At 69.3% G+C, this 22,987-nt stretch carries 21 protein-coding genes and 1 pseudogene; 12 read left to right on the plus strand and 10 right to left on the minus strand.

Annotated features, from left to right (window positions below):
• Positions 1-60: 60 nt before the first annotated feature.
• The 7 genes from NI25_RS07360 to NI25_RS07390 all read left to right on the plus strand — a co-directional run bounded on the left by NI25_RS07360 (position 61) and on the right by NI25_RS07390 (position 6,386).
• On the plus strand, positions 61-1,137 hold the full coding sequence (locus NI25_RS07360) for an SDR family oxidoreductase (RefSeq protein WP_061441662.1): 1,077 nt from the start codon (positions 61-63) through the stop codon (positions 1,135-1,137).
• Positions 1,134-2,420 (plus strand): aspartate aminotransferase family protein, encoded by a 1,287-nt coding sequence (locus NI25_RS07365; protein WP_061441663.1) that lies wholly within the window; start codon positions 1,134-1,136, stop codon positions 2,418-2,420. Before NI25_RS07360 ends, NI25_RS07365 begins: the two co-directional genes overlap by 4 nt.
• 1 nt (position 2,421) lies before the next feature.
• Positions 2,422-2,916 carry a type II toxin-antitoxin system RatA family toxin gene (locus tag NI25_RS07370; RefSeq protein WP_061441664.1) on the plus strand — a complete coding sequence of 165 codons (495 nt, stop codon included), beginning with the start codon at positions 2,422-2,424 and terminating at the stop codon, positions 2,914-2,916.
• Positions 2,913-3,443, plus strand: a complete 531-nt coding sequence (locus NI25_RS07375; RefSeq protein WP_199560844.1) for a flavin reductase family protein — start codon at positions 2,913-2,915, stop codon at positions 3,441-3,443. Before NI25_RS07370 ends, NI25_RS07375 begins: the two co-directional genes overlap by 4 nt.
• A gap of 30 nt (positions 3,444-3,473) precedes the next feature.
• A complete protein-coding gene (locus NI25_RS07380) occupies positions 3,474-4,316 on the plus strand; it encodes an SDR family oxidoreductase (RefSeq protein ID WP_061441665.1) in 843 nt (280 codons plus the stop codon).
• Entirely contained in the window at positions 4,313-4,972 is a 660-nt protein-coding gene (locus NI25_RS07385; RefSeq protein ID WP_061441666.1) for a sterol desaturase family protein, read from the plus strand. Before NI25_RS07380 ends, NI25_RS07385 begins: the two co-directional genes overlap by 4 nt.
• Before the next feature lie 193 nt (positions 4,973-5,165).
• A complete protein-coding gene (locus tag NI25_RS07390) occupies positions 5,166-6,386 on the plus strand; it encodes a nitric oxide synthase oxygenase (protein ID WP_078884538.1) in 1,221 nt (406 codons plus the stop codon).
• A gap of 177 nt (positions 6,387-6,563) precedes the next feature.
• On the opposite strand, the gene NI25_RS39365 is transcribed toward NI25_RS07390, so the two are convergent.
• Both NI25_RS39365 and NI25_RS40050 read right to left on the minus strand, forming a co-directional pair.
• Positions 6,564-6,731: a hypothetical protein gene (locus NI25_RS39365; RefSeq protein ID WP_153176674.1), complete on the minus strand. Its 168-nt coding sequence runs from the start codon at positions 6,729-6,731 to the stop codon at positions 6,564-6,566.
• Between the two features lie 319 nt (positions 6,732-7,050).
• Positions 7,051-7,287, minus strand: a pseudogene (locus NI25_RS40050) (TerD family protein); the annotation flags it as partial.
• A gap of 207 nt (positions 7,288-7,494) precedes the next feature.
• Here NI25_RS40050 and NI25_RS07395 point away from each other — a divergent pair.
• The 4 genes from NI25_RS07395 to NI25_RS40055 all read left to right on the plus strand — a co-directional run bounded on the left by NI25_RS07395 (position 7,495) and on the right by NI25_RS40055 (position 13,267).
• Entirely contained in the window at positions 7,495-8,151 is a 657-nt protein-coding gene (locus NI25_RS07395) for a hypothetical protein (protein WP_228126034.1), read from the plus strand.
• Positions 8,138-10,111, plus strand: a complete 1,974-nt coding sequence (locus NI25_RS07400; protein ID WP_061441668.1) for a hypothetical protein — start codon at positions 8,138-8,140, stop codon at positions 10,109-10,111. The genes NI25_RS07395 and NI25_RS07400 overlap by 14 nt, the downstream gene beginning before the upstream one ends.
• A gap of 31 nt (positions 10,112-10,142) precedes the next feature.
• Positions 10,143-12,215 (plus strand): hypothetical protein, encoded by a 2,073-nt coding sequence (locus tag NI25_RS07405; protein WP_061441669.1) that lies wholly within the window; start codon positions 10,143-10,145, stop codon positions 12,213-12,215.
• A 785-nt stretch (positions 12,216-13,000) separates the two neighbouring features.
• Positions 13,001-13,267: a hypothetical protein gene (locus NI25_RS40055; RefSeq protein WP_228126035.1), complete on the plus strand. Its 267-nt coding sequence runs from the start codon at positions 13,001-13,003 to the stop codon at positions 13,265-13,267.
• 51 nt (positions 13,268-13,318) lie between these two features.
• On the opposite strand, the gene NI25_RS07415 is transcribed toward NI25_RS40055, so the two are convergent.
• The 5 genes from NI25_RS07415 to NI25_RS07435 form a co-directional block, all read right to left on the minus strand.
• Complete coding sequence (locus NI25_RS07415; RefSeq protein WP_181849656.1) at positions 13,319-14,290, minus strand: arsenic resistance protein; 972 nt, start codon at positions 14,288-14,290, stop codon at positions 13,319-13,321.
• Positions 14,291-14,427: 137 nt separating this feature from the next.
• Positions 14,428-14,739, minus strand: a complete 312-nt coding sequence (locus NI25_RS07420; RefSeq protein ID WP_228126036.1) for a hypothetical protein — start codon at positions 14,737-14,739, stop codon at positions 14,428-14,430.
• The gene (locus tag NI25_RS40610) at positions 14,736-16,130 is read right to left on the minus strand and encodes a heavy metal-responsive transcriptional regulator (protein WP_324610067.1); all 1,395 of its coding nucleotides are present in this window, start codon (positions 16,128-16,130) and stop codon (positions 14,736-14,738) included. The genes NI25_RS07420 and NI25_RS40610 overlap by 4 nt, the downstream gene beginning before the upstream one ends.
• A gap of 318 nt (positions 16,131-16,448) precedes the next feature.
• A complete protein-coding gene (locus NI25_RS07430; RefSeq protein ID WP_061441672.1) occupies positions 16,449-17,696 on the minus strand; it encodes an MFS transporter in 1,248 nt (415 codons plus the stop codon).
• Positions 17,693-18,832 (minus strand): PLP-dependent cysteine synthase family protein, encoded by a 1,140-nt coding sequence (locus NI25_RS07435; RefSeq protein ID WP_061441673.1) that lies wholly within the window; start codon positions 18,830-18,832, stop codon positions 17,693-17,695. Before NI25_RS07435 ends, NI25_RS07430 begins: the two co-directional genes overlap by 4 nt.
• Positions 18,833-19,852: 1,020 nt before the next feature.
• Here NI25_RS07435 and NI25_RS07440 point away from each other — a divergent pair.
• A complete protein-coding gene (locus tag NI25_RS07440) occupies positions 19,853-20,251 on the plus strand; it encodes a hypothetical protein (protein WP_309475074.1) in 399 nt (132 codons plus the stop codon).
• A 192-nt stretch (positions 20,252-20,443) separates the two neighbouring features.
• Here the strand turns inward: NI25_RS07440 and NI25_RS07445 are convergent, their stop codons facing one another.
• From NI25_RS07445 to NI25_RS07455, 3 genes are all read right to left on the minus strand, one after another.
• Entirely contained in the window at positions 20,444-21,184 is a 741-nt protein-coding gene (locus tag NI25_RS07445; protein ID WP_061441675.1) for a DUF1775 domain-containing protein, read from the minus strand.
• A 764-nt stretch (positions 21,185-21,948) separates the two neighbouring features.
• The gene (locus NI25_RS07450; RefSeq protein WP_061446809.1) at positions 21,949-22,413 is read right to left on the minus strand and encodes a DUF3093 domain-containing protein; all 465 of its coding nucleotides are present in this window, start codon (positions 22,411-22,413) and stop codon (positions 21,949-21,951) included.
• 32 nt (positions 22,414-22,445) lie between these two features.
• A complete protein-coding gene (locus NI25_RS07455; protein WP_061441676.1) occupies positions 22,446-22,970 on the minus strand; it encodes a carbonic anhydrase in 525 nt (174 codons plus the stop codon).
• Between the last annotated feature and the right edge of the window lie 17 nt (positions 22,971-22,987).

Genomic DNA, 22,987 nt, shown 5'->3' on the forward strand with positions numbered 1-22,987 from the left:
CGGCTGCCGCCTGCCCTCGACTCCTGTACGCCCGCTGACCTGTCCGTGAGGTGCTCGACCGTGCCCAGTCATCCCACCGTTCTTCTCACCGGCGCGTCCGGTGTCGTGGGCAGCGCGCTGCTGCCCCAGCTGTCCGACTGCCACACCATCGCCCTGACCCACCGCACTGCGGCGGCCGGCGCCGACGAGCAGCTGGCCGGTGACCTGACCGTCCCCCGGCTCGGCCTGGACGCCGGCGCCTACCGGCGTCTGGCCACACGCGTGGACGTGATCGTTCACTGCGCCGCCGTCACCGGCTTCTCCAGCGGCCCCGAGGCCACCCACGCGCTCAACGAGGCCGGCACCCGGCAGATCGTGCAGCTGGCCGCCGACGCGGACGCCGTGCTGCACCACGTGTCCACGGCGTTCGTGGACCGGACCGACCTGACCCGGGCGCAGCTCGGTCAGGACCACGGGGATGCCACCGCGCGGCCGGAGGACTACCTGGACTCCAAGCGTGCCGGCGAGGACGTCGTGCGGTCGTCGGGCGTCCCCGCAGTGATCATCCGCCCGTCGGTGGTGATCGGGGACGCGGTCACCGGAGCGATCTCCGCGTTCCAGGGCATGCACGGTATCATCCACGGCCTGCTGCGCGGCCTGCTCCCGCTGGTTCCGGTGCCCGCCGAATCGCCGATCGACTTCATACCGCAGGACGTGGTCGCCGCCACCATCGCCGCTCTGATCCGCCAGGGGCGGCGGGACGGCGACATCTGGGTCACCGCGGGCACCAGTGCGCTGAGCACCCAGCGCACCCTTGAGGTCATCGGCGACACCGCGGACGAGCTCGGCCTTGCCGCGGCGCGGCCGCGCATGGTCGGCCCCGAGATGGTCGACCGTCTCATCCGTCCGGTGTTCATCGCGAACCTGCACCCCAGGGCGCGTCGCCGGTTCGACGACATGCTCGCCATGACGGCGCTGTTCGCTCACGGTCACGTCTTTCCCACCAGCCTGGGCCAGCTCCCCGGTATCCCGGCGGCCCCCAGCGGAAGCGAACTCGAAGACGCGTTGCGGGCATCGGTCGCCTACATGGCCCGCACCAAGGGCATGGTCCGCCGAGTGGCGGAGCCGGTGCTCGCAGGTGAGCAGGTGCCGGCATGAGCGAGCTGACACTTACCGCCACCGGCACTGCCGATGCGTCGGCCGGCGAGGTGCTGGGCATCTACCGCCGCCACCTGAGCAAGGGACGGGCGCGACTGGCGTCCCTGACCGGCGCCGCCATGGAGGTCGCCTCCGAGGGCAGCCGCGTGTGGGACGCGGATGCCAAGGAGTACCTGGACTGCGGCGGCTACGGGGTCTTCCTCCTCGGCCACCGCCACCCCCGGGTGGTGGAGGCCGTCATCGAGCAGATTCACCGCCACCCGATGGCCACCCGGCTGCTCCTGGAGCCGGCCGCAGCGAGGGCAGCGGCCGCGCTCGCCGCCGTCACACCCCCCGGCCTGGAGCGGGTTCACTTCGTCAACTCCGGCGCCGAGGCCACCGAGACCGCGATCAAACTGGCCCGCGCCCACGGCAAGCACCGGCTGATCTCCGCAACCGGCGGCTACCACGGCAAAACCACCGGCGCGCTCGCCGTCACGGCCAAGCCCTTCTACCAGGACCCGTTCCGGCCGCTCCTGCCGGCCGAGCACGTCCCCTACGGCGACGCCGAGGCCCTGGAGCGGACGCTCGCCGACGGGGAGCCTGCCTGCGTCATCCTCGAACCCATGCAGGGCGAGGGCGGCGCGGTCCTGCCCCCGCCCGGCTACCTCACGCAGGTGCAGCGGCTGTGCGCCGAGCACGGGGCGATGTTCGTCCTGGACGAGATCCAGACCGGTCTGGGCCGCCTGGGAACCTGGTGGGGCGCCGATACGGAAGGGCTGCGGCCGGATGTGCTGCTGGTCGGCAAGAACCTCAGCGGCGGTGTGATCCCGGTCGCCGCCGCGGTCGCCACCGCGCAGGCGTACGCGCCGTTCGACAAGGACCCCTTCCTGCACACCTCCACCTTCGCCGCCTCCCCGGTGGCGATGGCGGCCGCTGCGGCCGCCGTCACCGCGATCCGCGACGAGAACCTGGTGGAGCGGGCCCACGCCCTGGGCGAAGACCTGCTGGAGCGCATCCAGTCGGCCCTGGCCCCCCTGCACGGCAACGCGGTGGTGGACATCCGCGGCCGCGGCCTGCTCCTGGGCATCGAGATGCGCGACGAAGGCACCGCCGGAGAACTCGTCCTGCACCTGCTGGAGGAGGGGCTGCTGGTCAACCACTCCCTCAACGCCCACCGGGTCGTGCGCCTGACCCCGCCGGCAGTGCTCACCCCGTCCGACCTGGACTGGATCACCCGCGCCTTCACCTCCGCAGCCACCGCACTGGCCCGCACCACCGCTTCCACGAAGGGGACACGCTGACATGCCCGAGGTGACCCTCGACGCCCTCATACCCGACACGACCGCCCCGGCCGTCTTCGAGCGGCTGCGGGACTTCGCCGCCTACCCGAAGTACACCGACGCCGTCCGCGAGGTGACCGTCACCGACACCGGTGGCGACACCCTGGACTCGGACTGGTCGGTGAACTTCCGCAACGGCATCCTGTGCTGGTCCGAACGCGACCGCATCGACGCCGCCAACCTGACCATCGAATTCACCCAGACCGACGGCGACTTCGACCAGTTCGACGGCACGTGGACCGTGCACAGCCACGACGACAACGCGGTCAGCGTACGGTTCACCGCCCGCTTCGACCTCGGCATGCCCAGCCTCGCCGCCATCATCGACCCGATCGCCTGCCAGGCCCTGACCGAGGCCATCAGCCTCATCCTGCGCGGCCTGCTCGGCGAGCACATCACCCTCACCACACCCGAGGCCGAACCCGTCGGCGCCTCAGCGGCAGCGGACGCACCGTGACCGGCGCCCTCAGTACCGCCGCCCTCCCTCCCCAGACCACCGCATCGCCGGTGACGGAGCGGGGGTTCAAGGACGTCCTCGCACACTTGCCCTCCGGCGTCACCGTGCTGACCACCAGCGGACCCGACGGCGCGGGCGCGGCGGGCATGACGGCGAGCGCCGTGTGCTCCCTGTCCCTCGATCCACCGATGATCCTGGCCTGCGCGGCCAACCACAGCCGCACACTGGCCCGAATCCGCACCACCGGGGTGCTGGCCGTCAACGTGCTGCGGGAGGACCAGGTCCCTCTCGCACGGCGGTTCGCCGACCCGCACCTCGACCAGGACGCCCGCTTCGCGGCCACCGCCCACCGCCTGGAGGACGGCCTGCCCGTCCTCCACGACGCGCTGGCCTGGCTGACCTGCACCGTTCAGGCCGCCCATCCCGGCGGCGACCACACCATCCTCACCGCCGAAGTCCGCCGGCTCGGCCTGGGCGGCGGGCACCCGCTGCTCTGGCACAACCGCACCTTCCGCATCCTCGCCTGACCGACCGCGACTCTTCTGGAGGCTTCCGCCGTGCCCAGGGACATCAGTAACAAGACCGTCGCCATCACCGGCGGCAGCCGCGGCATCGGCCGTGCCACCGCCGAGCAGTTCATCGCCGCCGGCGCCACAGTGGCCATCGGCGCCCGCAACCACGACTACGCCGCCAAGGTCGCCGCCGACATCGGCGCCCGCGCCTACCCGCTGGACGTCACCGACCCCGTCAGCGTCCAGGCGTTCTGGAACGCGGCCGAGGCCGACCTCGGCGCGATCGACATCTTCGTCAACAACGCCGGCGAGATGATCGTCGGCCCCTTCGAGAAGGAGTCCGCCGAGGACACCGCCCACCAGCTCGGCGTCAACCTCCTCGGCACCCTCAACGGCATGAAGACCGCCATCGGCCCGATGCGCCGACGCGGGCACGGCCACATCATCAACATGGTCTCCGCCGTCGGCATGATCGGCCTGCCCGGCTGCGCCACCTACTCCGCCGCCAAGCACGGCGTCGTCGGCCTGTCCGAGGGCGTACGCGCCGAGCTGCGCGGTTCCGGCGTGGACCTGTCCATCATCCTGCCCATCCCCGCCCAGACGGAGCTGACCTCCGGCGTCGGCAAGGGCCGGTTCGTGCCGCTGCTCACCCCCGACGACATCGCCAAATCCGTGCTGCGCACCGCCCGCCGCCCCGTCTACAACCGATACGTGCCCGGCTGGACCAACCCCGTCACCCGCTCCCTGTTCCTGCTGCCGCAGCCGTGGCGGGACGCGATGGGCCGCTTCCTCAAGGCCGACCAGCTGCTGCGCACCACCGACTACCAGGCCCGCATCGCCTACGAGACACGGGTGAAGGCCCCCACCGCGGAAGGAGCCGGGGCGTGACCTCCCAAACACCCGCCCGCCCCAGTAACTACAAGGGCGCCGTCCGGCGCGGCAACGCACCCGCCGTCGTCGGCTGGCGCTGGCTGGACCACCTCATCCACGTCCACCCGGTCACCACCGTCGCCCTGTTCACCCCGGTGATCGCCGCCTGCGTCTGGTACTCCCTCGGCGAGACCGACGGCTGGGCGCTCCTCGGATGGGCGGCCGCGGGCTACGTGACGTGGACACTGTCGGAGTACTGGGGCCACCGCATCGTGCTGCACTACGAGCCCGAAAAGGGCTTCGGCGCGCGCCTGCACTACATCCTGCACGGCATTCACCACGACTACCCCACCGACCCGCGCCGCTCCATCCTCAGCCCACTGCTGAGCATCCCGATGGTCGCCGGAACGATCTACCTGGCCTCCGGGCTCGGCTCACTGCCGCTAACCTTCGGCGCCGGCTACACCTTCGGCTACCTCACCTACGACCTGTTCCACCTCTACCTGCACCTCGCCACCCCCAAGAGCCGGCTCATGCGGCACCTGCGCTCGCTCCACATGCGCCACCACTTCCGCGACGACACCAAGGGCTTCGGCATCTCCGCCCCCTACTGGGACGAGCTGTTCGGAACCTCCATCGCCCGCCAGCCCCGGTCAAACGACCTGGCCACCTGAGCCCACCCCACACCGCCGGTCCAACGACACGGCCCCCTGACCGGCGCGGGCACCCTCGCGACGAACGGCTAACCCCCGAAGTCGTCGATGCCTCCGCGCGGGTGCCCGCGCCCACCGTCGCGCCACAGTTGACCCGGCACCAGCCCGCCGCCATGGACCACTGCCGGAGCCGAACGCCACCCGCGAGGAACCCATGAACTCCGAAACGCTTCTGGCTCGCATCTACACCCTCGACCCGCCCGCCGAAACCGCACTGCCGGCCCCTCGCCCCGCACCGGCCGGTCAGCCCCACCCCGCCGAAGCGGACGGGGACGAAGCGGAGGAGTTCGTACGCCTCCACCACGAAGAGCACCCCGACCAGCCCCTCCCGCTCACCACACGGCTGCAGCAGATACGCACACAGATCAACGAGACCGGCACCTACACCCACACCACCGACGAACTCGTCTTCGGAGCCCGTGTCGCCTGGCGCAACTCCAGCCGGTGCATCGGCCGCCTGTACTGGAAGAGCCTGCGCGTCCTGGACCGCCGCCAGGCCACCACCGCCGAAGACATCCACCAGCACCTGTGCGACCACCTGCGCCAGGCCACCAACGGCGGCCGCATCCGCCCCGTCATCTCCATCTTCGCCCCCGACACACCTGAGAGCCGGGCCCCCCGGGTGTGGAACGACCAGCTCATCCGCTACGCCGGCCACCGACAGGACAACGGCCACATCGTCGGCGACCCGACCTACGCCGACTTCACCGACACCGTCAAGCGCCTGGGCTGGCAGGCCCCCGGCGGCCCCTGGGACGTGCTGCCCTGGGTCATCGAAACCGCCCAGGACAAGCCCCAGCTGTTCGACGTCCCCCCGGACCTCGTCCTGGAAGTCCATCTCACCCACCCCGACCACCCCGACTTCGCCGACCTCGGGCTGCGCTGGCACGCCGTACCGGCGATCTCCAACATGCGGCTGCGCATCGGCGGCATCAACTACCCCCTCGCACCCTTCAACGGCTGGTACATGGGCACCGAGATCGGCGCCCGCAACCTCGTCGACACCGACCGTTACAACCTGCTGCCCGTCATCGCCGAACACCTCGGCCTCGACACCAGCAGCGACACCACCCTGTGGCGCGACCGCGCCCTGGTCGAACTCAACGTCGCCGTCCTGCACTCCTTCTCCCGGGCCGGCGTCAAGATCAGCGACCACCACACCGAGTCCCGGCACTTCATGACCCACCTCGCCAAAGAAGAGAAGCAGGGCCGCGCCGTACCCGCCGACTGGAGCTGGATCGTGCCCCCCGTCTCCGGCGGCATCACCCCGGTCTTCCACCGCTACTACGACCAGGCCGACCAGCGCCCCAACTTCTACCTCGACGACGACGCCAAGGCCCGCGGTAAGGGCGGATGCCCCTTCGGCCACGGCTGAGCAGCGCGGTGGACCACACCCACCAGTTCCGTCGCGGATACGCGGACGCCTCGGCCCGGAGGCGGCCCGTGAGCAGGCCGTGCGGCTCACCGCGTCGACGGGCAGGCGAAGGACTTCTTCCAGCCGGCCGGCAGTGGTCAGGCGGACTTCCACAGTCATGGTCACTCTCCTGCCGGCCTAGACATGGGTACGGCGGCGCGGGGTGTCACGGAAGCGGCAGCGTTGCTGCTCGCACATCCGCGGCACCCAGCACATCTGCCACGTCAGCTCGACGCGGCCGATGTCGGCGATGGTCTGCTTAGTGCTCCAGCCCTTCGCGACGCCGTCCAGCGCCTGCCGGTACATCTGGGTGATCTTGGCGTTCTGGCGGATGATCGGGCTCTCCCGCGGGCGCAGTCCGACGCCCTGTCCAGGAATCCACCCAGATCCACCGGGGCGCCCTCGGCCGCGGGTGCGCTCTGCTAGCCGGCGCGGCAGCAGAGGCCGGAGCCGGGCTGGTCGGGCAGTCGGCAGTGATGGCAGTCGGCCCCGTCCAGGGCACAGAACGCGGCGATCGAGACCGGTGGCGTGAGGGACGACGATCCGCCGCACCCCGTATGTCTCCTCCAGCCGTAGCGCATAGGCGGCCGTGCTCACCCCGAGGGGGGCGCCGGCGACGAGCGGGACGGCAGTTCGTTTGCAGGCGGCCCTCTAGGCAGAGCTGGTCGGCCATGCGAGCCCAGCGCAGGGCGGGGTCGGATCCCTGCTTGTCGCGTCGGATGGAAAGGACCTGCTGACCAAGTCCACCGCCGAGTCCGAGACAGACCTGAAGAATGAGACGTCCCCGGCTCTCAACCACTTCCAGGACGCGGACGTCGCCCTGGCACAGTGCCACGTCGTCGATTCCGTTACGGACCGGGACGGCCATCGGCGCACCGTAGATGATGTCCGCAGCGAGCAGTTGTTGGTCGGCCTCGAGTAGCAGCCTTGGTTTCGGGCCTGAAGGCAGATAACTGTTGGGTTCAGAACAGGGACGATTGCGGTCACTCGTGGCTAATCTTGCCTGGTGGATCAAGAGTTACGGAGAGCTGTCCCCGAAGCACCGGTCACCAGCCGAGAGCAGGATGCGGTGCGCATCCTACTGCTCATCGATGGCGCATGCGAGCCAGCCAACGATGCAGAGCGGGCTGATCCCGGTCTCGTGGACGCCGTGGGTGTTGTCCGAACGCAGGTGCGGTTGCAGAAGTTGGACTTCTGGCTGCGCAATCCCGACTACCTCGCTGATGAACTGCTGACGGAGTACGAGCAGAGCGGGGAGGAGCCGCTGCTGTCGCTGGCCGCGTCAATCCTGAGTTCTGAGGAACCCGAAGTACGACGATATCCGATGCTGCGTCACCACTTCGGAGCTTACGAGCCGCTGGACAATGCGCTGGCCGTACTGCGCAGCGCCGGTCTGGTGGCTCGGCGCCGCCGGGGCACGGTCGACCGGGTACGCCAGCACGACTACTTTCTGCTGGAGGCCGGTCGGACGATCGCCCGTGAAGTGATCCAGCAGGCTCCCGTATTCAGCTACTACGTCGAGCGCGTTCAGCTCGTCGTCGCACTGGCCGACGGCCTGGGGGGAAGCCAGCTGAAGCGGCGGCAGTATCTGCAGCGCGAGTATGCCGAGGCAGCCCGGGGCGAGCGGATTGGCTCGGTCAGCACCCGGGCGCGGGAGCGCCTGGCGCGACTGCGTACGCAGAGGGGACAGGACGGGATTCGGGTGGGGGACCATGGACAGGGATGACGTGCTGCTGGAGACGCGGATAGCTGAGCGGGCAGCCGTGAGCGTTGAGGATGTACGCGATGCGTTCGCCGCCCACGGCGTTCCCCTGGTGACACCGCCGGCCCGGTCCCGCACTCTGCGGCTGCACCGGCTGCGCATCGCCGGGCAGCGGACGGGATCGGTCTATCCCGGTCCCTTCGATACATCGCTGCGGTTTTCCGAGGGACTGACCGGACTGGTGGCGTCCAATCTACGGGGCAAGACCTCGGTGCTGGAGCTTGTGACGTGGTGCCTGCGGGGTTCGCCGAGGGACCTGATGGCCGAAGCGCATTGGTTGCGCGAGGTGGATCTGGACGTCGAGATAGCCGGGCAGGCGGTGGGGATCCGGCTGGATCTGGCCGAGGAGGAGATCACTTCAGCGGTCGTCCTGGCCGGTCCCGCCATCGAGGCCCTGGAGTTGGTGCGCGCTCCGGACGCCGACCACGAGATCATCCCCCTTCTGCGGGCGTTAAGCTCGGCAAGCTTCGCGGAGCAGATGCAGGCGCTGATGATGGACCGCCTGGATCTGCATCCGCTGGTGAACAGCTACAAGCAGACCGGTACGCAGACCCACGGTTGGCCGGTCTACTTCGGGGCGGTCTACCTGCCTGCGGGGCGGGACAAGGCGCTGCTGGGTGAGCACACGATGAGCGGGCTGCCCGGCCGTCTGTTGCAGGTGTTCTTGGATCTGCCCTCCGCAGCCGCGCTCACGCGCGTGAAGACTGCGGCCGATGTGCTCGCGGCCAGACACAAAGCCGCACAGGCGGCGGATACGGAGGCGCGGGGCAAGCGGGACGAGGAGCGCCATCGAATCGCCAAGAACCTGGAGCGGGCCCAGGAGCGCCTGTCCGCCATAGCCGACACTGAGGGCGGCTGGGAGGAGTCACTGCCCGAGGTGGCTTCCCACGTGGTGCAGTTGGCGCGTGCTGTCGCGGACACGCACGAGACGTGGGATGAGCTGATGCAGGCGCACCGACGGGCCCGGGCCCAGCGCCAGCATGACGCGAAGCTCGCCAATGATGTCATCGAGAGTGCCACTGCCCGCCAGCTCTTCCACGGGCTGGATCCCACGGCGTGTCCGCGCTGCGATCAGGTGATCGCAGCCGATCGCAGGCGCCAGGAGCGCGAGGCTCAGTCTTGTGCGGTGTGCTCACGGCCCGTGACGGGTGACGATAACCTTCCCGAAGAGGTCATCGCCGAGGCCAGGCAGCGGCTGCGGGACAGCACCGCCGCGGAGAAGATGGCCAAGGACGCACTGGAGGCGGCAGAGGTCGAGCTGGACCGGCTGTCGGGCGAGCTCACCTGGGCTCAGGCCCGGCTGCGACGTGCGGAATCCGCAGTGCAGGCGCCGGCCCGCCTCATCGCACGCGAAGAGGTGCTGCGGCTGGAGGGCGCGCTCAGCGTCTTCCCGGAGCTGCCCGCTTTGGTCATCGACGCAGACGAGACAAAGGCCCTGAAGGTCTTCCGTGCAGCGGCCAAGGTTTTGGAGAAGGACCACGAGGTGGCAGCCCAGGCGCTCTTTGCCGATCTGAACCGGGAGATCGCTCAGCTCGGCCGACGATTCGGCATCGACGCACTGGAATCGGTGAAGATCGACCGTGCCGCCCATCTGGACATCACCAAGGGCGGCGGGCGCACCAAACCCTTCGGCGCCCAGAGCCCCGGCGAGCGACTGCGGCTGCGAATCGCGGTGGTCATCGCTTTGCTGCGGGTGGGCGCCGCGCACGCCGTTTCGACGCACCCGGGCCTGTTGCTGATCGACAGCCCGAAAGCGGAGGAGGTCCAGGACCTCGACATCCGCAGGTTGCTGGGAGAGCTGGCCCAATTGGCTTCGGAGAACCATCTGCAGGTGTTGATCACTACCAGGGACTTCGACCTGGTGCACGACGTACTGCCCGCCGAGAACATCATCGAAGCCCGCGACGGCAAACCACTGTGGTGAAGGCTTCACACTGGCGGAAGGGGGATGGAGCATGACACTGCTCGCCGAGCGCCTCAGCGCCCTGGCCACCGCCGGGCACGCCTTCATCACATTTGAGGACCTCGGCCTGCCGGCCGAGACGCTGCACGAGCAGGTGCGAACCGTCGCGGCCGGCCCGCTGGCCCCGCTCCTGGCCGAGGCCGTTGCCCACGCCTGCGATGCTGCGGACGCGGCCTGGACTCAGGCCGCTGCCGCCTTTCCCACTGGGCTCGCACAGCAGAGCAGCGTCCTGGCCCTCACCTCGTCGCTGGAGACTTTGCTTGGCAGCACCGCCGCCGTCAAGGCGCTGGCGAAGCCCCTCAACGGGGCACTTCTGGATGGTCTTGCCGAGCAGGTCGACCGCGGTCCACTGCTGGCTGCTGCACGGCTGGAAGGCGCGGTCAGGCTCGCCGCCTGCGAAGCGGTCCGCCCCTACCAGGTATGGGAGGTTCTGGAAGAACTGCCCGTGCAGGGGCCGGAAGACTTCCTGGAGCGTCTCCCGCGCATCCTGGGCGTTGTCCTGGACTGCTGGGCGCAGCAGGAAGCCCGCGTCTCGGCCGCAGCGCGCGGACTGCTGCAGCATCTGTCCGTCGACGAGGTGGCCGATGTCGACGCGCTGTTCGAACTGGGGTGTGACCGCTTACGCACCGCGCTGTCCGCCACCGACCTGACTGAGGTCAGCAGGCAGGTCGTGGAAGCCCGCTCGCTGTTCGCAGCAGCCGAGGCCGCCGAGGAAGCCCGCGATGACGCTGCCGCCTACCTGGCCGCGTGCGATGCCCTCCTGGGTTTCACCGCGCACGACACCGCCCGGATTACACAGGCCGCCGACCGTATCGAACAGGCACTGGAGCGTCGCCGGGCATGGCTGCACGGCACGCACCAGCCTGCTTGGCTCCAGCCGCGGCAGTCGGCCGAAGTCGCTTGGTCCCACCTTCTAGTCCAGTTGAAGGCTGCGGCGGAACTCTTCGCCGCCGAAGTATGGATGGACTCCTGGCACGCCGTGGACGCAGTCCTCACCGCCTACCGCGCCGCCCGCACCATCCAACCGCTTGGAGAGGGAAGTGACGCCCCCGGTCTGGCCGTCCTGGTGGAGCCCGCTGTCGAGGATGGCTTCCTGCGCAAGGAAGCGTTCCTCAGCGCACTGAGGCATGCCGCTGCGCGGCCGCAGGACTTCCCCGGTTGCCACTTCGACACCGACGCCGCGACCGCTGTCCTCGCCCGGCTCGACGCCCGGGAAGCCCGTAGCCCATCCGTCGGTGACTCAAGCGACGCAGACGACGAGGACTCAGACGCCCGAGCCGCGGACGAACGCTTGCACCGCATCGCGCCTACCGTGGCTCGCCGACTCCCGGCGAAGGAGGCTCTGCACCTGGCTGGGCTGTCTGACACCACTCTTGCGGCCGTCGAGGGCATTGCCTACGACAGTGACCTCGCACGCCTCAAAGCCGACGACCCGGTCATCATGCCCTTGCTCGACGGTTTCCTGACACTCCTGTCCCAGCATGAGCAGTTCGCCGGACAAGTCCGGCAGACGTTCAGCGCTCTGCTCACCCAAACCCTGCTGTTCCTCAAATCCCGTACCGATCTGGAACGCACGCACATCTTCGGCGCTGGAAAGCGAGACGACCCGCCCTACGACTACCGTCGCAAACCGGAAAAGGGCCAGCGGGACGCCAACGAAGGGGACCTGCAACGCGACTTCCACCAATGGCTGCTCACCGGCCCCTTGCACAACGTCGTTCAGGTAGAGACGAACAATGTCGGCATGGGACGCGCCGACGTCATGGTCCATTTCGGCCCCCTGCGCTATCTCACTGAGATGAAGCAAGACAGCGACAGCAACAGCCGCACCCACATCGAAGGTAGATACCTCACTCAGGAAGCCGAATACACCAACACCAACGCACCCTTCGGCCAGCTCCTCGTCCTGGACCTCACGCCGAAGACCACCAGCAGCGGAACGCTGCGCATCAATGAACTGGCGTGGCTGGCCACCCACCGTCCCCGCGACGCCACCATCGACCGTTGCATACTGGCCGGCATCGTCACTGGTAACCGCATCACCCCCTCCGCCTACTCCCGCTAGACCAGCCATGGGCTTGCCTTGAATCTGCACCCCCACCCAGGAGACCGGCAAAGCGGTGGGCGCGCCACAGAGGGAGCGTCCTTCCCATCGCTGCGAGTACTCGCTGACTTCGGCTGCCGCCAGAGGGGCCCTCTACGAAGAGCGAGGCAACATAGCCCCGAATCGCCGGTTAGCCAAACCGGCAATGACGCGGAGTATTGACGGTTGCCCCCGCTCACCTGTGCGTGCGACGTCCGTAGGCCCGGGTTGATTTCCCACCCATTTGTGACCGGCGACGACAGACGGCCTCCTGACCCGCTCAGGAGACCAGCCGTCCGTCGCCGTGATCACCCTGACCGGCCTGGACCCGAGTCGCCTACCCACCTGGAGGAGCTCTACGAGAGCCTCCGCACCCAAGAGGGCGTCTCCCTGGAATGGATCATCGCCCCGACGGGCCGAAGGCTGACCCGGACCTCATACCCCGGGGTATCACGAAGGACCGTCGGGTCACCGCGGTTGCCCGCCCAGGGGCCCGGCCCTGCCCCTGCCCGCAACACCACGTTGAACTACGTCAGCGCCCCGCGCGTCGCGTTCGTCAACGATGACGACCGAAACCCGCCTTTCTCGCTGGCCATACGCAACGAGCACGCCATCACCACCGGTCTGCGCTGGGTCGCAGGTCGGTCGGCCGGCTGGGATCCCGTCTCCGGGAGTCTGAGGACCTGAATGTGCCCGACTCCCGTCGGACGTCACGCGCCGGGAGCCGTCTGGACGCATCGGGCGGACCCCGAGGACAGGGCCACTGCATGTTGCTGACCGACACACGCCTCGCCCAGGCCGTCGACCACGGTGGTCTTCACAAGGCGTTCCTGATGGGTGTCTGCGCGCGAGCGGCCGGCGAACTGCTCAGCGACGTCGTGTATCACCGAAGGGTCCACGAAGGGCAGTGGACGGCCGACGACACCTACCGTGACCAGGTCGAGTTCGATGCGCGCCGACACGCGTGGTTGAAGGGGTGGGCGGAGCGCGAGCTTCAGGCCGAGGCGCCGCTCCTCGGTTCGGCGGGTCGGTAGGTCGAGATCCCGGGACAGCAGTCCGGGATGCCTGCTGCTGCGGGCGGTTCGTCAGCGTGCGGCGGGCTCGGCTGCAACGGGCTCGCGGGCGGGGACGAGACGGGGAACGAGGCGGACGTAGGCGACCATGCCGAGGACTTCGACGAGGGTCTGTGTGACTACGACGACCGCGGCGGCCTCCAATCCGGCGGGCAGCGCGAGGGCCAGGGGGAGAACGACGAGGGAGTTGCGGGTCGCGCCGGTGAACACGATCGCCCGTCCGCCGGGGGCGTCGAGTCGGAAGAGTCGAGCGACGGCCTTCCCGGCGAACGCCATGACGACGAGGAACGCGGCGTAGAAGGGGATGACGGCGGCGACGTCGGTGAGGCTGTCGCCGAGCTTGGGAACCTGGGAGGCGACCACGGTGATCAGGGTCGCGGCCATCAGCGGCACCATCGTCGTGGTCGCCGCGTCGGAGACCTTCTGGCCGACCGGGCGGCGTGCGGCCCACGCCTGCAGCGTCCAGGCCAGCACGAGGGGGACGACGATCAGGACCAGGAAGGCTTCGACGAACGGGCCGATCTCGACGATGTCGGCCAGGTCGGAGCCCATGAACAGGTACAGGAAGCCGGGCAGCAGCAGCATCTGCGTGACCAGGAGGAGCGGGGTGGCAGCGAGCAGGCGGCGACTGGAGCCTCCGGCAAGGCCGGAGAAGACGATCACGTAGTCGACGCACGGGCACAACAGCACCAGCAGGACCCCGACGCGTACGGCCTGGTCGGCGGGCAGGAACGTGAACAACGCCGCGACGATGAGCGGCACCACCACGAAGTTCACCACCAGGGCGGCGGACAGGAACCGGCCGTCGCGCAGCGAGCGCAGCAGTTCGGCGGCCGGGACCTGGAGGAAGGTGACGACCAGCAGCGCGCCGAGGACCGGGTTGATCGCGTGTTCCAGGCCGGGGCCCGCGGCCGGGGCCAGCCAGCCGAGCAGTCCTCCGGCGGCCATCGCCGCGAGGTAGATCGCGACCTGGTGGTGTTCCATCCGCTCGACCAGGCCCTGCGGTCCCTGCTGCGACACTCTGACTGCTCCCTTGAAACTCGTACCGGCCGCCGGTGGCGGCCACTGGCTCATCCTCACAGGTCACGCCGTCGGCCCGGCCACCGGCCAGGGGCCTTACGTCAGCGCGGCGCCGCGCTGTCCCTCGGCGGGGCCCCGACGGTGGGCATGCCCAGGTCGGCCGGCGCCGGGGTGGTGCGGCAGGCATCCCGCTTCCGGCGCCGCCGTACGACGGCGAAACCCACGGCCGCCGCTACTGCCAGCACAGCAAGCACTGGCATCCACAGGGCGCCGATCACGGAGGTGACGCCGATGCCGCCGAGCACGGCCAGCAGGGGGCCCGCGCAGCAGACCGCACAGGCGGCGACGGCCGCTGCCCCCGTACCGAGGACGCCCCAGGGGCCGGACGAGCGGGAGGACGGCGTGGTGGTCATGCGGGGACTCCGAACAGGTCGGCCAGCATCGCGGCGGCGCTCTCGGGCGCGCGCACGTCCAGCTGGAGGGCGGCGGGGGTCAGGTGCAGGGTGAAGTCGAAGAACGCACAGCAGTCCTGCTCGGCCGCGGCCAACGCCGCGATTTGTCCGGCGAGGTCGGCGTCCGGTGGGAAGGACAGTCGCACCCCGTCCTCGATGTCCTCGCGCTGTTCGGTCTTCGCGACCAGGGTCCGCCACTGCTCGGTGCGCTCGCCCAGCTCGGCGCCGCCCAGCGTGCAGGCCACCGGGGCATCCCGCCACGCCTCGTCTGCCGGTCCGGGTGCGGGGCGGGTGGGTGAGAGGGTCACCGGCACGGGCCCGGCCGCCGGGGCCGTGGTCGTGGTGCAGCCGCAGTCCGGTCCGCATGCGCCCTCCGGTGCCGGCCCGGACAGGGCGGTATGGACGTCTGCCAGGCGGGCGGAGAAGGCCCGCAGCTCGGCGACCCTGCCGTCGGTGTCCTGGATCCGGCTCGCGATCAGTGGCAGCATCCGGGCCCGTACCGAGGCGCAAACTCCTTCTTCCCGGACGTCCAACAGGTCGCGGATCTCCTCCAGGGCCAGGCCCAGGAGCTTGGCCGAGGAGATGAAGGACAGCCGCTCCACCGCGTCCTCCCCGTAGATGCGGTAACCCGAAGGAGTCCGCTCGGCCGGCAGCAGCCCGGCGTCCTCGTAGAAGCGCAGCGTGGTGGCGGGAACACCGCAGCGTTCCGCCAGCTGCGAGATCCGGTAGGTCCTCATGCCCTCGACGGTAAACCTTCGACCCGGCTTGAAGGTCAAGCCGTCCGGTCCCCCGTCTGCTCGGACAGCAGGGGTGGCTCGGTGCCGCGACGGGTCAGCTGCAGGAGCCGAACGGGGCCGAGGTCTACGTGGGCAGCCGCCGCACGGTGCCGCCTTCGAGCTGTCGGCGTAGCCGCTCCAGATCTCCCCGGCCCACGACACGTCGCCCAGGCCGAGATAGGCGATGCCGACAGGCACGATGCCGCAGTAGGCGGCGAACAGGAGTCGGTGCGCGGCCAGGGTGATAGGCGTCGGATACAGGGCGTCCTTGAGCTGCCGCACATGCACCGTCGCCAACTTGTTCGCCGGTGAGCACCCCGCCGGCAGGCCGAACTCCTCGGCGCCTTCCCGTACCAAGAGCCAGGCGACGTTCTCCCGGGACAGTCCACCGTCGGCCGGGTGGCAGTCGGCGGCAGCCAGGTTCCTCGCCTCCCGGTGCACTGACCATGCCTGAGCCACCACCGATCGCAGCGCATCCAGCAACCGCTGCCACTCGCCCTCGGTGCAGGGCTGGATCGGGGTGGACTTCGGGACGTCCGCACGCGGCTCCGCCTTCATCGCCCCGGCACCTCTCATCCTGGCGGCTCCTCGAAGCCTGAACACGCGTGCCGAAGCAGGCGCCCTCGCCCGCCGTTGCCCCTCCTGGCGCAGCGCACCGGCGGAAGCCGCCGAGGCTTCCGCCGGTGTGGTGTGGGGAGGGATCGTCCAGACCGACAATGCCCCTGGAGGGCTGCGAATGGCTGGCCACGCGGTCACCTTCCAGGCCCACCCGTATACCCCGCCCAATACAGAGCGTGAGTATTTGTGCCGACCAGCACAGCTCCTGCCTCACTCACGCGAGAAGCCTCTTCGCCGATACTCGTCGGCCATCGGATCGCGCTTCGCGCCGTCGTCTCAGGCCACTACTGCTGGCTGCCTGGCGATAAGGCGCCCCGTTCTGGCCAAGGCTGCGACTGCTGCAGCGCAGACCAGCCCCGTAGCTGTCAGAGTCACCCAGGTCAGCCACAGGGCGTCATGCCGCTGGGCGAAGTCCCAGAGCGCGCCGGTGACCAGGTTTCCGATGGTGATGCCGAGCCCCGACACCGTGTTGTAGAGGCCGTAGTGGGTGGCCACCAGACGCTCGCCCGAGAGATTGACGATGGTGTCCATCTCGAACGGATAGACCACCGCGGATCCGACCGCGAGCAACACCACCGCCAGAACCAAGGACGCGAGCACAGCCGTGGAGGAGTCTCCCGGGGCTAGAGCCAGCGGAAGAAAGGCCAACCCCATGGCCGACAGTCCGCGCACCAGCGCCTCGCTGGGCTGCCATCGGTTCTTCGCCCAGCCGGTAAGACGCAGTTGCCCAATGACCGCGACCGCTGCCGAGACGACGAAGAGGCCGCTCGTGACCTGCGTGCCGTGTGTGCCTAGGGCGTCGGCCGCCGCCAGCGGCAGGGCCAGGTAGACCTGGAAGGTCAGCACGTACGAGCCGATCATCGCGGTGGCGAAGAGCAGGAACGGGCGGTTGGTCACGACCGTTCGCCACTGCTCGAGCACGCCGTTCTGGTCACTGGTCGTCGGGCTGGCGTGGCGGGGAGGCAGCGCGCGCCATTGCAGCACGCTCAGCGCTGTGAAGATTGCTGCTGCTGTCGTGCAGACGAGGCGGAAGTCGGTGGCCAGCAGGGCGAGTCCGGCAATCGGTCCGAGGAGCATGCCCGCCTGGTAGTAGACGTTGAAGGTCGCGAAGGCGTCCACGCGCCTCTCTCCGGCTTCGGCGGCGAGGTAGGCGCGGACGGCTGGGTTGAACAGGGCGCCGGCGAAGCCGGTGGCGGCTGAGGCGGCGATGAGGGCGGGCAGGTTGTCGACCCAGCCGAGCAGACCGAAGCCGACCGTTCGAAGCAGGCAGCCTGCCAGGATCGGGGCCTTGTAGCCATAGCGGTCAGCGAAGGTACCGCCGATCAGGAACATGCCCTGCTGGGAGAAGTTGCGCACGCCTAGTACGAGCCCCACCGCCCAGGCGGCCAGGCCGAGTCCGCCGGAGAGGTGGGCAGCGAGATACGGCATGAGCATGTAGAAGGCGAGGTTGATGGCGAACTGGTTCGCCATCAACAGACGTACCGCGGACGGGAAGGATTGAGTCTGACGCCAGAGGTGCTTCATCCGGTGACTCCTGCGACCTTCTGATCCGTGCCGGTGACGAGCGGGTCGATGACCGTGGTGCAGCGGGTCCAGCGGTCCACAACGCAGTCGCCCGGACGTGCGAGTTCGTCAGGAGCGCCGGTGGGCGGGTGCCCCAGAAGGCGGTGGTCGCGGCAGTACGTATCGTTGAAGATGGTTCCTACGTAGCGTTGCGGGCCGTCGGGAAAGACAGCCACGATGCGTTCCTCGGCGGGCAAGCTTCGGGCCAGCCACCGGGCGACCAGTGCCACGGCACCGACGCTCCATCCGCCGGTGGCGTAGTGGTCGCGGGCCAGGCGTCGGGCAGCCCACGCGGCCTCGGGGGCGGCCACCCAGTGCACTTCGTCGAAGAGGTCGTAGGCGACGTTGCGGGGGTAGATGCTGCTGCCCAGTCCGCGCATCAGGCGGTGCGCGGCCGGCTGGCCGAAGATCGTGGAGCCCGTGGTGTCCACGCCGACAACCCGGAGCTGGGGGAAGAAGGCACGCAGCACTGAGGCGATGCCGGCGGAGTGGCCACCGGTGCCGACGGAGACGACCAGGGTGTCGATCCGGCCGAGCTGGGCGACGAGTTCATGCGCGAGACCCGAGTACGCCGCGACGTTGTCGGGGTTGTGGTACTGGTCGGGACACCAGGCGTCCGGATGAGTGGCGAGCAGCTCCTCGACACGGTCGCGGCGGGCCTGCTGCCAGCCGCCGACGGGATGCGGTACGTCGACGAGGTCGACGGTGGCACCGTACGCCGTGAGCAGGCCGGTCATCAGCGGTTCCATGCCGAGGTCGGTGACCACGGTGACCGGATGGCCGAAGGTGGCGCCGGCCAGGGCCAGACCCAGGCCGAGGGTGCCCGAGGTGGACTCCACGATCCGCGCCCCGGGGAGCAAGGCACCGCGTTCTCGGGCCGCTCGCACCATGTGAAGAGCGGTTCGGTCCTTGATGCCGCCGGGATTGTGACCTTCGAGCTTGGCCCAGAAGCCGCGTCCAGCAGCGGCGAACGGCTCACCGATCCACAGAACGGGCGTGTCACCAACGAGCCCGGCGGGGGTGTGCATCGGGCGTTTGGCGACAGCCAGCAGCTGGGCCGGGCAAGCGGGAAGGGCAGTTGGAGCGAGGGATTTCATGGCGTGCTTCTCCTGTCACCGGCCCTGTAGTTCGGCAGCCGGTGTACGTGGGGGAAAGAGGCGAAACTGATCCGTTGCCGTCCCTCTACACGTCGAGGGAACGGCAGAAGCGTCGATCAGGTCCGGCACACGCCAAGGACGGCCAGTCTGCGGCCCGCCACGGAATCACGCGCACCTTGGAACGGTGGCGCGGAATTCGGCGAATCAGGGTGCGGCTGTGCTGGTACGTAGTCTGCGGGCTGCGCATGGTGTACCGCGGGGACGGCCAGTTCGATGCCACGCGAAGGCTGTGCCACCGTCGTCTCGTTCGCATCCCAGCAGTGCGTGGGGTGTTGATTGGCAGGCTCGGTTTGCAGGTACGTGGGGTCCTGCTGCTCCGCCGTTGTCGCGCGGCTGGCGGTGGCAGCCAGCGGTGTGTCGACGCGTGTCGCTGCGGAGAACGCCGGGCCGTGGGAACAGATCAAGACGTGCACGAGCGCAGTGAGCACCAGGAGAACCACCGCTCCGACCAGTGAGTCGGAGCGGGAGCGCTTCAACGCCGCACCCGTCACCATGGACACTGAAGGTAGTGCACTGACTACATAAAGTTCTCATCAGTGATGGCGGACCACACGCCGCGCGTCTCACCAGTTTCACGCCAATCGCCCAGCCAGCAGCGGAGGGCGCCGAAGCCGACAGCGTTCGGTGCACCAGCGGCTGCCGCTGTCGTCATCACCGAATCGGGTGACGAACACGTCCGTTCAGCTCTCCCGTGTACCAGTCCCGAGTACGGCTCTCCGCCGTACGACTCGGCAGTTCAGCCGTCGCCCTATCGGTCTCGGACGAAGCCGCCCGCGACTGAACGCAGCGGTGCCATTCACACGTACTCCTTGCAGACCACGTCTGCCCCTCGTCCCCGGGCGGGCGCGACTGATCCAGGGAGACGCCTTGCTACGGCAGCTACCATCCGCACCCGTAACCCGTCCCCTCCCCGCCGCTCGTGGGATGCCGCGGGCCGCGGTGATCGGAATCCTTGCGCTGATGCCGCTGGTCGGTGCCTGCAGCGGGGGCGAGGACGACCCTGCATCGCAGGGCAAGCAAGCGGTCGCAGCCGCCCCTGCGGCCGGTGTCGTGGCACCGGCGAAGGTCGAGATGATCGCCGGTCTCACCGGCTGCAAGGCCAACATCCGCGTCGAAGCGGAGCAGTTGCGCGAGGGGTTGTGTCACACCAAGCAGGGTGACTACCTCATCACCACGTTCCCCGAGGACAGGTACCAGCAAGCGTGGCTCAGCACGGCCAGCATGTACGGGGGCAAGTACCTCGTCGGCAAGCGCTGGGTCGTCGCTGCCAAGCCGAAGGCGCTCGAACGGTTCCGGGAAAAGCTCGGCGGGACCATCCGGCAGTTACGGGGTGTGGGTCCGACCCCGAAGGCGTCGTAGCAGCCCTGTTCCCGCACTCGAGGTATACCTAGGCGCCTCGTTCGAACCGGCGGCGTGTCCCGCAGATGGCCCCGAACGTGCAGGCGGTGATGCGTCCTCCGGACGCATCACCTACCCAGCTCTTCGTGACCACTGCCACCGGGGAAGACGGCTCGTCAGGCTGCTGCTACGCCCCGCCCCAGTGGCCACCAGTCAGCTCTGGCTGCCGGGGGTCCGGCGCCTCATGAGCCACCAGGCCCCTCCGCCGAGAACGGCCAAGGCCACGACGATGCCGCCAATGACGAGGCCCGTCGAGCTGTCCTCGTCCTTCTCGTCAGCGGCGGTCTCGGTGGTGTCCGCGGACGCCGTGGGAGACGACGGCGTCGTGGTGGACGGTGTGGGGCTGGGGGTCTCGGGAGCCCTGGGACTCGGGCTGATCGGCGTAGCGCCCGGGGCGGCCGCCTTCAGTTCGAGGACGGGAGCGGGCTGCTCCGACTCCTCGCCTCCCTTGGACAACTCGATCCAGCGGGAGATCTTGCCGTCGCTGTAGGTCTCGATCGTCTTGAAGGCGAGGCTCTCGGCATCCGGCAGCTGGCGGACCTTGATCTGGTACTCGGCATCGACGCCCATCTTCAAGGTGGGGCCGCCGAGGGTGTAGCCGTCGTCGCCGGCCTTCAGCTTCCAGCCCTTGGGCGCTTCGCCCAGTGTCACGTCACCGGGGGCGATGCCATCGGGCAGAACGACACGCAGCTGGGTGAAACCGGCCGAGTCGGATTCGGCTTCGGAGACAAAGGTGAGCGTGACGTTCTCGGCGAGCGCCTGCGGGTTGTCCGCCTCGACCTCCGAGTGCGCGGCGGCGGTTCCGGTCAGGGCGAGGGCAGCCGTCAGGGTGAAGGCGCTGACCACACCGAGCCGACGAGTGACGCGGCCGAAGCCGTGAGGGGATGAAGACACGGGTGAACTCCTTGCTGGTGAGTCCGGGTCGGCCGAGGCCGGGCCCGGAGAGAGGACGAGAAGAGACGTGCTCTCTCCTCGGAGGTCCTCTCCGCACCAGTGCGTGTGCCAGGATCCGGGCCCACACCCTCCCCGGGTTGAGGAACCGGCCGACGAGCCGCGGCAAGGGCAGCTGCTCAGCTTGGGAGCCACCGGTCAGGTACGACACCAGGCCGGCCGGGAAGATCACCGCGACGGCCGCGGCTCTCATGATCCGGCCGGCGGACAGGGCGGCGACAACCGCCCTGTCGGCCCGCTGTAGAAGCCAGGCCGCCACCAGCGCCGCGCATGTATGAGCCGTGGTCATGACGACCCCGGCGTGGTGCCAGGCATGCCCGTCTCCTGTGGTCACTCCGGCGGCGCCGGCGTGAGCGGTGTGGACGGCCGCTGCTCGAACGCTGCCGTCTTCCGCGGCCAACGCGGTGTGCAGCACGGCCTGTGCCGCAAGGGTGCAGCTCATGACCGTCGTCAGAACCATCGGACGACGGGCGAAGGGCCACACGAGCACGAACTGAGCGGCCGCGAGAGCGGTCATCAGACGCCACGGGACCGGGCCTTCGACCACCGCGTGATGACCGAGAGCCGCGAGCAGGCTGCCGACGAGTGCGAACAGCCCAGCGCGGACGGACGCCTCCGTGCGACCCGTCCACAGGTCCGCGGCGTCGCGACTCGTCACCCGATCACCCGGCACAGCCGCCGATACTCCTCCCTTCCGCGTGCTCGTGTCAGGCGGATCCGCGGATCGCCTCAGCCAGCAGCTCGGGTGCTCGGGTGGAGATGTAGACGTACGGGGTGGGGTCCTCCGGGTCGACCACCTCGACCCGGACGGCGGTGGTGATGTAGCCGCGCAGGGCCATGAAGGCCCGTAGGTCCGCCTTGTACGTCCGCCACGCCCTTGCCTCCTCGCCGACGAGGACCTCGGGCTCGCCCAGCGCGTTCAGGGGAATGCGGGCGTCTCCGACAACGAGTAGGTCGGTGGTGACCCTGACCCGCAGGGAGCCCTGCGAGCTGACGTAGGCGCCGGCCAGGCCGGCGCCCGCGGTCCAGGCGATGAGGGCGGCGATCAGGCCGAAGGGCATGAAGACCAGAGCCATGGAGAAGCCGAACAGGGCGGCGATGACCCACCAGGTCTTGGGAGCGGTGAGGCGTTCGTCGTAGGTGAGGTTCTTGCTGGCGGTCACTGCGGTCACCTTGTCGTATACGTCGGGCGCTGTGGGCCTGTTCACAGCGGGAGGAACACGCTCGTGCGGGCGTCGTACTGGGAGGTGGAGCCGGTGTCGACCTCGTAGTACCAGGCATGCAGGCGCAGGGAGCGATCGGCGAGCCGCGGTGTGACACAGGGGTAGTCGCTCAGCTGGTCCAGCTGTGTCAGCGTGTGCCAGTGGCCGGCGGCTGCGATCGCGGACGGTTCGTCGTCACCCGCCACCGCGTCGTCGACGGCCTCGCAACGCGAGTGGCCGCACACGATGATGTCGGTGACCTTCAGGTCACGCACGGCGTGTTCGACGGTCCGTGTCTCGGCGGTGTGCTTCCAGGGGTCGTACGGCGGGATCAGGCCGCCCTGGTTGCGCAGTTCGTAGAGGTCGCCCGGTCGACTGGCGGTGAGCAGGGCCGGGACGAGCCGGGCGTCCGAGCAAGTGATGAACATCGCGCGGGGCCTGCGCACTTGCGCGTGCTCTGTGAGGTCCAGGCTGTGAGCGGCCGCGCGGGCCCGGAACACGCGAGCCTGATCGATCAGGTACTCCATGAGCTGCGGCCTCCCTC

Origin of the sequence: Streptomyces sp. CCM_MD2014 (assembly GCF_000772045.1) — a bacterium.
Classification (GTDB): domain Bacteria; phylum Actinomycetota; class Actinomycetes; order Streptomycetales; family Streptomycetaceae; genus Streptomyces; species Streptomyces salinarius.